Origin of the sequence: Actinoplanes sp. TFC3 (assembly GCF_001553785.1) — a bacterium.
GTDB lineage: Bacteria > Actinomycetota > Actinomycetes > Mycobacteriales > Micromonosporaceae > Actinoplanes.
This window is the reverse complement of sequence record NZ_LOJP01000001.1, coordinates 2,305,601-2,317,832: the sequence shown is the minus strand read 5'-3', so window position 1 is coordinate 2,317,832 and position 12,232 is coordinate 2,305,601. Positions and strand designations below refer to the sequence as shown.

14 protein-coding genes are annotated in these 12,232 nt (G+C 69.4%); 8 read left to right on the top strand and 6 right to left on the bottom strand.

The window, feature by feature from the left end:
• Positions 1–9: 9 nt before the first annotated feature.
• Genes TFC3_RS10625 through TFC3_RS10610 form a run of 4 tightly spaced genes read right to left on the bottom strand, consistent with a single transcriptional unit; the run spans position 10 to position 3,240 of the window.
• Positions 10–291, bottom strand: a complete 282-nt coding sequence (locus TFC3_RS10625; protein ID WP_161952565.1) for an SCO0607 family lipoprotein — start codon at positions 289–291, stop codon at positions 10–12.
• A 48-nt stretch (positions 292–339) separates the two neighbouring features.
• Positions 340–855 carry a GNAT family N-acetyltransferase gene (locus TFC3_RS10620; protein WP_067498783.1) on the bottom strand — a complete coding sequence of 172 codons (516 nt, stop codon included), beginning with the start codon at positions 853–855 and terminating at the stop codon, positions 340–342.
• 10 nt (positions 856–865) lie between these two features.
• Positions 866–2,851: an ATP-binding protein gene (locus TFC3_RS10615; RefSeq protein WP_067498781.1), complete on the bottom strand. Its 1,986-nt coding sequence runs from the start codon at positions 2,849–2,851 to the stop codon at positions 866–868.
• Positions 2,852–2,865: 14 nt separating this feature from the next.
• Entirely contained in the window at positions 2,866–3,240 is a 375-nt protein-coding gene (locus TFC3_RS10610) for a response regulator (RefSeq protein ID WP_067498779.1), read from the bottom strand.
• Between the two features lie 165 nt (positions 3,241–3,405).
• Here TFC3_RS10610 and TFC3_RS10605 point away from each other — a divergent pair, with 165 nt between their 5' ends.
• The 5 genes from TFC3_RS10605 to TFC3_RS10585 all read left to right on the top strand — a co-directional run bounded on the left by TFC3_RS10605 (position 3,406) and on the right by TFC3_RS10585 (position 7,967).
• Positions 3,406–3,645, top strand: a complete 240-nt coding sequence (locus TFC3_RS10605) for a hypothetical protein (protein ID WP_067498777.1) — start codon at positions 3,406–3,408, stop codon at positions 3,643–3,645.
• A 169-nt stretch (positions 3,646–3,814) separates the two neighbouring features.
• Positions 3,815–5,611 carry an anthranilate synthase family protein gene (locus TFC3_RS10600; RefSeq protein ID WP_067498775.1) on the top strand — a complete coding sequence of 599 codons (1,797 nt, stop codon included), beginning with the start codon at positions 3,815–3,817 and terminating at the stop codon, positions 5,609–5,611.
• 312 nt (positions 5,612–5,923) lie between these two features.
• On the top strand, positions 5,924–6,316 hold the full coding sequence (locus TFC3_RS10595) for a hypothetical protein (RefSeq protein ID WP_153040170.1): 393 nt from the start codon (positions 5,924–5,926) through the stop codon (positions 6,314–6,316).
• Between the two features lie 220 nt (positions 6,317–6,536).
• On the top strand, positions 6,537–7,718 hold the full coding sequence (locus TFC3_RS10590) for a reverse transcriptase family protein (protein WP_067498771.1): 1,182 nt from the start codon (positions 6,537–6,539) through the stop codon (positions 7,716–7,718).
• Positions 7,719–7,748: 30 nt separating this feature from the next.
• Positions 7,749–7,967 carry a hypothetical protein gene (locus TFC3_RS10585; RefSeq protein WP_067498769.1) on the top strand — a complete coding sequence of 73 codons (219 nt, stop codon included), beginning with the start codon at positions 7,749–7,751 and terminating at the stop codon, positions 7,965–7,967.
• A 147-nt stretch (positions 7,968–8,114) separates the two neighbouring features.
• Here TFC3_RS10585 and TFC3_RS10580 read toward each other — a convergent pair whose 3' ends face one another.
• Together TFC3_RS10580 and TFC3_RS10575 are read right to left on the bottom strand one after the other, a co-directional pair.
• Entirely contained in the window at positions 8,115–8,384 is a 270-nt protein-coding gene (locus TFC3_RS10580; RefSeq protein WP_067498767.1) for a hypothetical protein, read from the bottom strand.
• 74 nt (positions 8,385–8,458) lie between these two features.
• Positions 8,459–9,076 (bottom strand): DsbA family protein, encoded by a 618-nt coding sequence (locus tag TFC3_RS10575; RefSeq protein ID WP_236718063.1) that lies wholly within the window; start codon positions 9,074–9,076, stop codon positions 8,459–8,461.
• Positions 9,077–9,168: 92 nt separating this feature from the next.
• Here TFC3_RS10575 and TFC3_RS10570 point away from each other — a divergent pair, with 92 nt between their 5' ends.
• The 3 genes from TFC3_RS10570 to TFC3_RS10560 are packed head-to-tail and all read left to right on the top strand — an operon-like array spanning position 9,169 to position 12,230.
• Positions 9,169–10,425, top strand: coding sequence for an ABC transporter substrate-binding protein (locus TFC3_RS10570; protein ID WP_067498763.1), 1,257 nt, complete (start codon positions 9,169–9,171; stop codon positions 10,423–10,425).
• Complete coding sequence (locus tag TFC3_RS10565; protein WP_067498761.1) at positions 10,422–11,411, top strand: carbohydrate ABC transporter permease; 990 nt, start codon at positions 10,422–10,424, stop codon at positions 11,409–11,411. Before TFC3_RS10570 ends, TFC3_RS10565 begins: the two co-directional genes overlap by 4 nt.
• Positions 11,412–12,230, top strand: a complete 819-nt coding sequence (locus TFC3_RS10560; protein ID WP_067498759.1) for a carbohydrate ABC transporter permease — start codon at positions 11,412–11,414, stop codon at positions 12,228–12,230.
• Positions 12,231–12,232 lie beyond the last annotated feature (2 nt).

Genomic DNA, 12,232 nt, shown 5'->3' with positions numbered 1-12,232 from the left:
CGCGCAGGCTCAGCTGTCGATGATGGTGCCGTGCTCGTCCACGCCGTGGGTGCGCCAGTACACGTCCCACTTGTCGTCGACCTGCTGCGGCACCTTGCCCTCGGGGTAGCGCACGTACGGCGCGGCCGGCTCCTGGCCGTCGGGGAAGCAGGCGCTGCCACCCTCGGGGCCGACCGCGATGGCCGGGTATTCGCCGTCGCCGCAGATGTTCTCGACGATGGAGCAGCCACCGGTGACGACCACCCCGGCCATGCCGACGGTGGCCAGGACGATGGAGATTCGCTTACGCATGCCGGCAAGTCTCGTCGCAACGGCGGCGGCGGCCATCCGTACGCGTACTCATAAGGGCCTGAGGTCTTTGTGAAACGTCAGGAACCGGCACTCGACGGCCAGCAGCGGGGCCAGGTCGGGGTGGTGGCCGGCTACCTCGCCGGAGTCGACCAGCCGGAACCCGAGCCGGGTGTACCAGGCGCGCAGGAACTGCTTGACCGGGTGCTCGCCGGTCGCGGGCACCAGCAACTGCAGCTGCATTACCGGCAAGCCCCGGTCACGGGCCCATTGTTCGGCGAAGCGTACGAGCCCCCGCCCCGCCCCACTACCCTGCTGCGAAGGCGCAACGGCCAGCAGGCCCAGCTCACCGACGCCGCGTTCGGGTTGCACCACGCGCACGCAGCCGGCCAACCGGCCCGCCTGCCGGGCCACTGCGATCTCCCCGCGCCCGATCAGCTCGGCCAGCTCCGGCTCCGAGATCCGTACGGCCCCCGCGCGCCACAAACCCTTCTCCCCTTCGAGGTAGGCCTGATTGATCAACTCGGTGAGGCCGGGTTGCGGGTCCCGGGCCAGGGCGATGTCCACCCGTTGAGTATCAGGCGACCGGGAACCGGACCGTCACCGTGGTCCCGGCGCCTTCCTGCGAGCTCACCGCGATCCGGCCGCCGTGGTTGTCGACGATGGTCCGCACGATCGCCAGGCCCAGCCCGGTGCCCGGGATGGCCTGGTGAATGGCGTTCGTGGCGCGGAAGAAGCGGGCGAACAACGACTCCTGCTCGCTGGGCGGGATGCCCATGCCGGTGTCGGCGACCACGAGTTCGACCTGGTCACCGTCGCGGCCGGCGCGCACGGTGACCTTGCCGCCGGGCGGGGTGAACTTGACCGCGTTGGACAGCAGGTTCATCAGCACCCGGTCGAGCTGCTCGGGGTCGGCGGCCAGTTCGAGCGGGCCGGCCAGGTCGGGGCACAGGTTCACCTCACCCTTGTGGGCCGCCGGGGTGATCGCGGCGATCGCCTGGTTGGCCAGCGTGGCGAGGTCGACGGGTCGTCTGGCCGTACGGAAGGATCCCGCTTCGATCTTGGACAGGGTGAGCATGTCCTCGATCAGCTCGCGCAGCCGGCGGGTGTTGCGGGCGATGACGTCGAGCATCCGGCGCTGCGGCGGCGCGACTTCCCCGGCATCGGAGTCCAGCAGCAGCTCGACGTAGCCGGCGATGCTGGTCAGCGGCGTGCGCAGCTCGTGCGAGACGGTCGACATGAAGTCGGTCTTGGCAACGTCGAGTTCCTGCAGGCGGGCCACGAGGTGCTGCTCGCGCTCGTACTGGCGGGCCAGGTGCACGCCGCGGCCCAGGTCGGCGGTGACCACCTCGCTCAGGCGCACCTCGACCGGCGAGAAGGCCGGGCCGTGATCGCGGATCAGGGTGAGCGCGCCCAGGCACTCGTCGCCGCCGCTGAGCGCCACCGTGAGCACGGGACCCCCGCCGATCGCGGCCCACGCGCGGCGTTCGGCTTCGGGCGGCTCGGATCCGCCGCTGGGTTCGCCGTCGGCCCAGACGTCGCCGGACTTGAGCCACGTGACGTCGGCGCGGGCCAGCTCCGCCAGCACGCCGTCGTCGTGCTCGTCGTGCAGGCTGGCCAGCGGCGGCACCCCGATCTGCCCGGGGGCCATGCGCAGCAGCACGTGGTCGGCGCCGATCGTGGTGGCCAGGCCCTGCACGGCCTCGCTGATGGCGTCCTCAACCTTGAGGTGGGCACGGATGCGGTAGCCGAGCGCGCGAACCTCGCTGCGCATCCGGGCGATCTCGGCCTCGGCCAGGCGCGCGTGGTCGGCCTCCTCAGCCATCTCGTTGACGGCCTGCGCGACAGCCCGGATCTCGGTGGGCCCGGTCCCGGCGTCGGCCCGCGAATCCAGCGCGCCCGTGCGGCGGCGGTCGATCACCGCGACCACGCCGGCCAGCGGGCGGGTGATCCGGCGGGTGGTCAGCAGGGCGGCCAGCACCGCCGTGGCCGCCGCGAGCAGGGTCAGCGCGACAACGACGGCCACCGTGATCGCACTGAGCCGGGAGCTGCGGTTCTGCAGGCTGGCGGCGCGGACGGCCAGGGTGGCGTCGAAGTCGTGGTTCTCCACCGCGAACGCCTGGAACAGCGGTTTGCCCTGGGTGACGTACTGGGCGGCGAGGTCGCTGCGCGGCGGGGCCTGGCGTTGATTCTCGGCCAGCGCCCACCAGGTTTCGGCGCGGGCGAGTTGCTTGGTGACGGCGTCGCGCTCGGCGTCGCGGGCCAGCCCGGACAGTCGCCGGCTCGAGGTGTAGTAGTCGCTGCGAGCCACGTGGTACGTGTCGAGCAGTTGGCTGTCGCCGGTCAGCAGGTAACCGCGCAGGCCGCGCTGAGCGTCGCCGAGCACGCTGCGCAGGTCGGCGTTGGCCAGCTCCAGCGGCTGCACGTGCTGGGACAGCTCCCGCACGACGCGTTGCTGCAGGACCAGCGCTGTCGTCTCGGCGGCCCCGGAGCAGACGATGAGCAGCACCAGGGTTCCGAACGCCCGGGTGAGCAGCCGGCCAATGCTGCGGTTGCGGCGCATTCAGGCGACCGGCATCAAGCGCGCGTCCGGCTCAGCAGGGCCTGGATCCGCGAGACCAGTTCCCTGGGGCTGAACGGCTTGGTGACGTAGTCGTCGGCGCCGGCGCTGAACCCGCCCTCGACGTCCTGCTCCTGCACCCGGGCGGTGAGCATGATGACCAGGATGCCCGCGGTGGCCGGGTCGGCCCGCAGCATCCGGCACACGTCGATCCCGGACAGCGCGGGCATGGACACGTCGAGCACCGCCAGCGTGGGGCGGCGGGTGCGGGCCTGCTCGAGCGCGGCTTGCCCGTCCTCGACGGCGATCACCTCGAGCCCGGCCTGCTCCAACTTGAACGCCACCAGGTCCCGGATGTCGGCGTCATCGTCGGCGACCAGCACCACCGTCACGGGAGCCCCCTCCACACTACGAGCATATTTCCGACCATATCCGGTTCCCGTAGGTGTGACTTCTGATCTCCGCAACCGCATCGCAACTCTTACGCAGCGAGGATGCATCCTGCGGCGTATGTGCTTGGTGTACAGCCCGCTCACGCCGGCCGGCAGGAGGAACCGATGACCCCGCTCGACACCGACGACGACATGCGCACCGAGGCGCTGTTCGTCTCTTACCTGCAGATCTCCCAGCAACCCACCCCCGAGACGATCCGGGCTGCGGTCAGCGCCACCGTCGACCGCCTCGGCGAGCACGGCTGCGCCGCCCTGGTCGCGCAGGAGTTCGGCGAGCACCCCGACTGCGCGCAGAGCCGGATGATCTGGGCCCGCCGGGCCGTCAAGACAGCGTTCAACGGCTGAACCTGCTAGCCTGCCCGGCATGCACGCGCGATTGAGCATGTGGTGGCCCGCCGACCTGGCGGCCACACCTCCCCGCGCGTAACCCACAAACGCGGCCGCCTCCCCGAGGCGGCCGTCGCTGTAAGTGCAGCAAGGTTCCTCGGCGGCGGTCCCGACCGATCGAGGACCCATGAAACCCTTCGCCCTGCTGCACCGCGACGGCGCCGAGCACGTCGACGTTCTGACCGGCGACCTCACCACCGTCGCCACCCTCGCGGACCTCCCGTTGCCGGCCGGCCCCGGTCCGCAGACCCTCGCGCTGATCCCCTACCGGCAGGTCGCCGAGCGAGGCTTCGCCTGCATCGACGACGGCACCCCGCTGGAAGCCCTGCAGATCAGCCGGCACGAAACCGTGGCGCTGGCAGACCTGATCGCCTCGCTGCCCGCCACCCCGGCGAGCATCCGCGGCGGTGCCTTCGACATCGCCGACCAGGAGTACGAGCACCTGGTCGAAACGGTCCTCGCGGAGGAGATCGGGCATGGCGAGGGCGCCAACTTCGTGATCCACCGCGGGTACGAGGCCACCATCGACGGCGACCCGCTCGAAGCGGCCCGGGCGGCGTTTCGCACCCTGCTGCTCGGTGAGCGCGGCGCGTACTGGACGTTCCTGGTGCACACCGGCACCCGCACGCTGGTCGGCGCGACCCCCGAACGCCATGTCAGCGTGGCCGGCGGGCTGACCATGATGAACCCGATCAGCGGCACGTTCCGCCACGACGGCACGCGCACGCTGCAGGAATTCCTCGCCGACGCCAAGGAGATCGAGGAACTGCACATGGTCCTCGACGAGGAACTCAAGATGATGGCGGCGGTCGCCGAGCACGGCGGTCAGGTCGTGGGTCCGTACCTGAAAACCATGTCCCACCTCACTCACACCGAGTATCTGCTGGCCGGGCGGGGTGCCCTCGACGTGCGCGAGGTGCTGCGCCAGACCATGTTCGCCCCGACCGTCACGGGCAGCCCGATCGAGAACGCCTGCCGGGTGATCGCCCGTCACGAACATCGCGGCCGCGGCTACTACGCCGGGGTGCTGGCCCTGCTCGGCCACGACGACGAAGGCCGCCAGACCCTCGACGCGCCCATCCTGATCCGCACCGCCGAGATCTCCCCCGCCGGCGAGCTGCGGGTTCCGGTCGGGGCCACGCTGGTGCGCCACTCCACCCCCGCGGGCGAGGTCGCGGAAACCCACGCCAAGGCGGCCGGCGTCCTGTCCGCGTTCCAAGCAACCGTCAAGACCATTCATCCGGTACGACCACAGCCCGCCGATCTCGCAACGCTGGCCCGGCGCAACGACGGCCTGGCCCGCTTCTGGCTGGACCAGCGCCGCCCGGGCGAGCTCAGCATCCCCGAACTCGAGGGCCGCACCGCCGTGATCGTGGACGCGGAGGACACCTTCACCGCGATGCTGCGCCACCAGTTGTGTGCCCTCGGCTTGGCGGTCACCGTGGCCGCCTGGTCCACCCCGGACATTCCCCCGGCCGACCTGCTGGTCCTCGGCCCCGGCCCGGGTGACCCGGCCGGCAGCACGCCGAAGATGCACCGATTGCGCGAGGTGGCTGCCCGCGCCCTGGCAACCGGGCAACCTGTGCTGGGCGTGTGCCTCGGTCATCAGATCCTGGCGGGGATCCTGGGGTTGCCGTTGCTGCGGCGCGACTTGCCGTATCAGGGGCTGGCGCGCGAAATCGGGCTCTTTGGGCGTACCAGAAAAGTAGGCTTCTATTCGTCTTTCACCGCTGTTGCCGGACCGGTGGAGGGCGTCGAGCTGGCCGCAGATGCGGACGGAACGGTCCACGCGCTGCGCGGCAAGGGGTTCGCGGGCGTGCAATTCCACCCCGAATCGGTGCTCAGCGCTGACGGAATCACCGTCCTCGAAGAACTTCTGCCCCCACTTCTCGAACGGGTGATTAGTCCGTCGGTGAGCGGGTAGCGAAGAGGTTGCCGGTGGTTCAAGCGGATCGAGAGCCTCCTCTTGGACCACCGGCCCTATGCTGGGTCCAGGCAGCGTGTCCCGAGCTGACCGTCGCTTCGGCGAGGTCTCTCCGGGGCACCCCCGGGGACGAAAGTGTGAGTTCGCACCGCACCGCCGGCACTCGCCCGCGCTTCGCGCGACACCGTGCAGGCACAACCGGGATTCGTCGGGACACGCTGCCGCCTTCTCTCTCCACGGCGATGGTGGTGGGTCATCGTTATCGTGGGCGGCGCGCATCCATAGTGGATGGGCGTTGACGGGGAGGTTGGCATGATCGGGATTCGAAGTGTGGTCGGAGCCGCGGCGCTGGCGGGGGCCTTCGCGCTGCCGGGGGTCGCGCTCGCAGACACAGTTCCTTCTGCCATCGGCACGATCACAGCAGAGCAATACCTCGGCACCTACTGCGACGACCTCGGCGCCCACGTGCGCGTCACCGTCGACGCCGGCCTGGCCGGCACTACCTACTCGGCCACGGGCATCGGCCGGTTCTCCGGAACATCCACGTTCGTGACCGACAGCTCCGGCGCCGGGCACGTGGACCTGCACAACGTCCGCACCGCGGCAGGCCCCGGCGTGGGCGTCACCCAGGTAACTGTCCGCGCCGGCGGCACCACGGTCACCGTTCCGGCAACGATCAACTGTCCCGGCCAGCAGGGCGGCTGATCTCTGGCACGATCACCGCATGAAGCCGGTGACCAGCACCGCCCTCGCGGACGCCCTCCTGGCCTGCGCCAACGCCAACGGCTCCTGGCCCGAGGGCTCAGCCTCTCGAAGCGGCCCAGCCTCTCGAAGCGGCCCAGCCTCTCGAAGCGGCCCAGCCTCTCGAAGCGGCTCAGCCTCTCGAAGCGGCTCAGCCTCTCGGAACGGCTCAGGCGGGCGTGGCGTGGTGGTGGCTGGGCTGGTGCGGGCGGGGGCCGAGGTGCTCGGTGCCCGCCCGTGGTGGCTGCGGCCGGTGGTGGCTCGGGTGCTGCGGGCGTACCCGCATCCTCCGCTCGATCGGCCCCGGGAGTTGGCCGCCTTCCTGGACCGCCGGGTCCAGCCGCATCCGGTTGTGGTGCGGCGGGCGGCGCCGGCGCGGGTGGTCCGGATGCGCTGGGACACGCCGCAACTGAACGATCTGGGCGCGCTTGCCGATTTCCTCGAGGTGAGCGGGGACGAGCTGGACTGGTTCGCCGACCGCAAGGAGATCAACCGGCACGCCCGTGACGAGCGGCTGCGCCATTACCGGTACGTATGGCTGCCGCACCGGCTGATCGAGGCACCGAAACCCCGGCTGCGCGCGTTGCAGCGGCGGCTACTGGATGAGTTACTCGGGCGGATTCCGGTGCATCCCGCTGCGCACGGGTTCGTGCCGGGGCGCAGTGTGCACACGTACGCGGCGCCGCACGCCGGGCAGCGCATGGTGGTCCGGGCCGACCTGGCTGCGTTCTTCTCCTCGATCACGGCTCAGCGCAGCTACGGGCTGTTCCGCCTGGCCGGTTACCCCGAGCCGGTGGCGCATGCGCTGACCGCGCTGACCACCACCCGGACCCCGATCGATGTGCTCCGCGGCCGGCCCGGCAGCACGCGTACCCTGCTCCGGGAGGGGCATCTGCCACAGGGTGCGCCGTGCTCCCCCGCGCTGGCCAACCTGGTCGCGTTCCGGCTCGACCGGCGGCTGACCGGTCTCGCCGCGCGGTTCGGGCTCACCTACACCCGCTATGCCGACGACTTGGCGTTCTCCGGTCCGCGCGCCCTGAACCTCGACGCGCTCGCCGCGGTGGTCAAGGATGAGGGCTTCCGGCTGCACCCGGCCAAGACGCGCATCCGGGGCCGCGGTGACCAGCAGCGCCTCGCCGGGCTGGTGGTCAACGAACATCCGGCGGTACCCCGGGGCGAGTACGACCATCTGCGCGCCATCCTGCACGATGCGGCCCGGCGGGGACTCGAAGCGGCGAACCGGGAGGGGAAGGCGGACTTCCGGGCGTACCTGATGGGGCGGGTTGCCTGGGTCTCGCACCGCCACCCGGGCCGGGCCGCCAAGCTCGACCGGCTGCTGAAGGATGCCCTGCGGCGGGGGGATTGAGATCAGCTTGGGCCGGGCAGGTGAAGGGGCATGGTGCAACCAGGACCGAACCCGGACAACTACCCGCCGATTGACCCGGCCGAGCCGATCCCGGACGACCCGGGTGTGCTCTCCCCCGACACCCCGGAGACGCTACCGCCGGCGCCGGTCGAGCCGATGCCTGGACCGGACGACCCGGGCAACGTACCCTTCACCGACCCCGACGCGGCCCCGGACGACAACCCCGGAGCCGTGCCCGAGCCGGCCTGAAACCGTGCTCCAACCGACCTGAAAACCGCGCCCGAGCCCGCCTGGAAGCGGGCTCGGGCTGCGAAAGAGAAGCGCCACGCGAGGTAAGCGCCGGGCGAAACAGTCGCCGCGCGAAGCAAGCGTTGCGCACAGTAAGCGTCGCGCAGATCAGGCTTCCCGCACGACGGCTTCGGCAACCCGGTGGAGTTCGCGCTGGTCGGGGACGAACGCCTCGGCGATGTCGTGGTGCAGACCGGCCTTGGTCTCGTCGAGGATCTCCTCGGCCACCTGATCCACCGGCTCTCCCGCGTAGTCGTGCGAGACCTTCTCCGTAGCGGCCTTCATCGCCGAGGTGAGCTGCTGCTCCAGCGGGCCGCGCAGCTTTTCCTCGACCGGGCCGAGCTTGTCGGGGTCCAGGGTGACGTGTGGCTCGATCATGGTGCAATCCCCCCATAGGTGGCTGACGGCGCGTCGCTTGTACCCATGCCCGGCCCGCCGTCAAACCGGTTGCTTCACTGCCGTCCCCGTTTGAGTTCGAAGAAGGTCCGGCTGCGCGCCAGCGGCACCGTAGCGTCCCAGATGGCCAATGCCTCCTCGCGCTCGGGCACCCCCTTGATGATCGGGCCGTGCACGCCGCGTTCGGCGCCCTCGATCAGCAGGACCGGCGAGCCGATGTCGGGGCCGGCCGAGCCGAACGCGAACTCGTGCGACTCGCGCACATTCTGATCCCATGCCGCGTCGTCGAGCACGGTTTTCGCGTCGGAGATCCCGGCCGCCTCAGCAGCCTGCTCAACGATCTCGTCGCTGAGCGGGGCCTCCGCCTCGAACGTCCGGGTGCCGAGTTCGGTGTAGAACACCGCGATGTCGTCGTGACGGTTGTCCGCGCGCAACGCCTCCACCAGGCGCAATGCCCGGCTGGAGGCGTCCATCATGGGCTTGTACTGCGCCGGGGTGTTGCCACCGTTGAGGATCGACAGGCTGAACGCCCGCCAGCGCAGCGTGACACCGCGTTCGGCGGCGACGGTAACCAGCCAGCGCGAGGTGTTCCAGGTGAAAGGGCAGGCCGGATCAAAGAAATAGGTGGCTTCCATGCCATTGATCCTAGGCCGGCCCACGGCGGCGTTGATCACTCTGCGCATAGTTGTCGATGCATTTCGTGTTTGTTTCTCGTTAGGGTGGGGCAACGTGACCTTAGTGACGAAGATCACTATCGGGAGGGTCAATGGCTCTATCCACCAGACTGCTCGCCGCGGGGGCCGCACTGGCCCTGCTGGCCCCGCTGACGGCCTGCGGATCGGACGACGAGGGCGGGACCCCGACCCTCAACCTCTACCAGTTCCCGGTGCAGGACATGCAGACGGTGATCGACAACTGCAACCAGGCTGCGGCCGGGCGCTACCGCATCGTCTACCAGGTGCTGCCCCGGGCGGCCGACGACCAGCGCGTGCAGATGGTGCGCCGGCTCGCCGCCGAGGACGACAGCATGGACATTCTCGGGCTCGACGTGACGTGGACCCAGGAGTTCGCCAGCGCCAAGTGGATCCGCGAGTTCACCGGCGCGGACCGCTCCGAGATCGAGAACGGGACGCTGGCCGGGCCGCTCGCGTCCGCCACCTATGCGGACAAGCTGTACGCCGCCCCGAACAACACCAACGTCCAGTTGCTCTGGTACCGCAAGGACCTCGTGCCCACGCCACCCAGGACGTGGAACGAGATGATCGACGCCGCCCTGCAGCTCAAGGCGCAGGGCAAGCCGTACCAGGTGCTGACCATGGGCGCGCAGTACGAGGGCCTGGTCGTGCTGTTCAACAACCTCGTCGCCAGCGCAGGCGGGCACGTGGTCAGCGACGACGGCAGGAGCGCAGCGATGGACCAGGGCGCGGTGACCGCGTTGCAGGTGATGCAGCGCTTCGCCACCGCCGGGGTGACCAGCCCGTCGTTCTCCAACGCCATCGAGGACGACGTGCGCCTGGCCTTCCAGAACGGCGGCGGGGCGTTCCAGCTCAACTGGCCGTACGTGTACTCGGCGTTGCAGAGTGACGCGCCGCAGCTCGCCCCGGACGTGACGTGGGCGCGGTACCCGTCCATCGACGCGAACACCCCGAGCAAGGTGACCATCGGCGGGTCGAATCTGGCCGTCAGCTCGTACAGCAAACATCCGGATCTGGCCGTGGACGCGGTGAAGTGCCTGCGCAACGCGGACAACCAGAAGTTCCTGGCGATCAAGGCCGGGCAGCCGCCGAGCCTGGAGAACGTCTACAACGACCCGGAGATGACGAAGGCGTACCCGATGAAGGACGCCATTCTCGAGGAGCTCAAGGACGCTGTGCCGCGCCCGTTGACGCCGGCGTACCAGAACGTCTCGACAGTGGTCTCGGCCGGGCTGTCGCCGCCGTCGTCGATCGCGCCGCAGCAGACCGCGACGGATCTCAAGAAGGCCATCCAGGACGCCATCGATTCCAAGGGGGTCCTCCCGTGAGCATCGGATCCACCACCCCCGGTTCTGCGGCGACCAGCGAGCAGACCGCCCAGCAGACCCAGCAGAGCCGCACGGCCACCCGGCACCGCCGCAAGGCACCGCTGAGCGAGGGCAAGCGGCAGGAACGCAAACTCGGCTGGCTGTTGTGCGCGCCCGCAGCGATCGTGATGGTCGCCGTCACCGCGTACCCGATCCTGTATTCGTTCTGGCTGTCGCTGCAGCGCTACGACCTGCGGTTCCCGGCCGACCGGCAGTTCGTGTGGTTCGAGAACTACGTGACCGTGCTGTCCAACAGCTACTGGTGGACCGCGTTCGGCGTCACGATGCTGATCACCGTGGTGTCGGTGGTGGTCGAGCTGGTGCTGGGGATGGCCCTGGCGCTGATCATGCACCGAACGCTGGTCGGGCGGGGACTCGTACGGACCAATGCGCTGATCCCGTACGGCATCGTCACCGTCGTCGCCGCGTTCAGCTGGCGTTATGCCTGGACCCCGGGCACCGGCTACCTGGCGAACCTGATCACTCCGGACGGTGCGCCGCTGACCGAACGCGGCAGCGCGCTGACCATCATCATCCTGGCCGAGATCTGGAAAACCACGCCGTTCATGGCGCTGCTGCTGATGGCCGGCCTGGCCCTCGTACCCGATGATCTGCTCAAGGCCGCCTCGATGGACGGCGCGTCCTGGTGGCAGCGGTTCACCAAGGTCATGCTGCCGGTGATGAAGCCGGCCATCCTGGTCGCGCTGCTGTTCCGCACCCTGGACGCGCTGCGCGTGTTCGACAACATCTATGTGCTGACCGCCGGGGCCAACGAGACGTCCTCGGTCTCGATGATCGCCTACAACAACCTGATCCGCGGGCTCAACCTGGGCATCGGCTCGACGATGTCGGTGCTCATCTTCATCACCGTGGCGATCATCGCGTTCATCTTCGTGAAGCTGTTCGGCACGGCTGCCCCGGGCAGCTCCGACGACGGGAGGCGCTAGATGCCGGCCAAGCTCAAGTGGGGCGTGCTGGACGCCGTCGTCATCGTGTTCGCGCTGATCCCGGTGCTGTGGATCATGTCGTTGTCGTTCAAGACGACGGCCACGCTGACCGACGGCAACTTCATCCCGCGGGAATGGACGCTGGAGAACTACCGGACCATCTTCTCCACCGACCAGTTCGTCCGGGCGCTGATCAACTCGATCGGCATCGCGCTGATCGCCACGCTGATCGCGGTGGTGCTGGGCACGATGGCCGCCTATGCGATCAGTCGCCTGGACTTCCCGGGCAAGAGCCTGCTGGTCGGGGTGTCGCTGCTGATCGCGATGTTCCCGCAGGTGTCGCTGGTGTCGCCGCTGTTCAACATCGAGCGCCAGACCGGGCTGTTCGACACCTGGCCCGGACTGATCCTGCCGTACATCACCTTCGCGCTGCCGCTGGCGATCTACACGCTGTCGGCGTTCTTCAAACAGATCCCGTGGGATCTGGAGAAGGCCGCCAAGATGGACGGCGCCACCCAGGGTGAGGCGTTCCGCCGGGTGATCGCCCCGCTGGCCGCGCCGGGGGTGTTCACCACCGCGATCCTGGTGTTCATCTTCTGCTGGAACGACTTCCTGTTCGCCATCTCGCTGACCTCGACCGAGCAGTCCCGCACGGTGCCGGTGGCGCTGTCGTTCTTCACCGGCGCCTCGCAGTTCGAGGACCCCACCGGCGCCATCTCCGCGGCCGCCGTGGTCATCACGATCCCGATCATTCTCTTCGTGCTGTTCTTCCAGAAGCGCATCGTCGCCGGGCTGACCTCCGGCGCCGTGAAGGGTTAGGT

Excerpts from the sequence above, each read along its gene's own strand:
- TFC3_RS10595 (WP_153040170.1), top strand. The coding sequence starts at position 5,924 with ATGATCGGGATTCGAAGTGTGGTCGGAGCCGCGGCGCTGGCGGGGGCC.
- TFC3_RS10580 (WP_067498767.1), bottom strand. The coding sequence starts at position 8,384 with ATGATCGAGCCACACGTCACCCTGGACCCCGACAAGCTCGGCCCGGTC.
- TFC3_RS10605 (WP_067498777.1), top strand. The coding sequence starts at position 3,406 with ATGACCCCGCTCGACACCGACGACGACATGCGCACCGAGGCGCTGTTC.
- TFC3_RS10560 (WP_067498759.1), top strand. The coding sequence starts at position 11,412 with ATGCCGGCCAAGCTCAAGTGGGGCGTGCTGGACGCCGTCGTCATCGTG.
- TFC3_RS10615 (WP_067498781.1), bottom strand. The coding sequence starts at position 2,851 with ATGCGCCGCAACCGCAGCATTGGCCGGCTGCTCACCCGGGCGTTCGGA.
- TFC3_RS10625 (WP_161952565.1), bottom strand. The coding sequence starts at position 291 with ATGCGTAAGCGAATCTCCATCGTCCTGGCCACCGTCGGCATGGCCGGG.
- TFC3_RS10600 (WP_067498775.1), top strand. The coding sequence starts at position 3,815 with ATGAAACCCTTCGCCCTGCTGCACCGCGACGGCGCCGAGCACGTCGAC.
- TFC3_RS10570 (WP_067498763.1), top strand. The coding sequence starts at position 9,169 with ATGGCTCTATCCACCAGACTGCTCGCCGCGGGGGCCGCACTGGCCCTG.
- TFC3_RS10585 (WP_067498769.1), top strand. The coding sequence starts at position 7,749 with ATGGTGCAACCAGGACCGAACCCGGACAACTACCCGCCGATTGACCCG.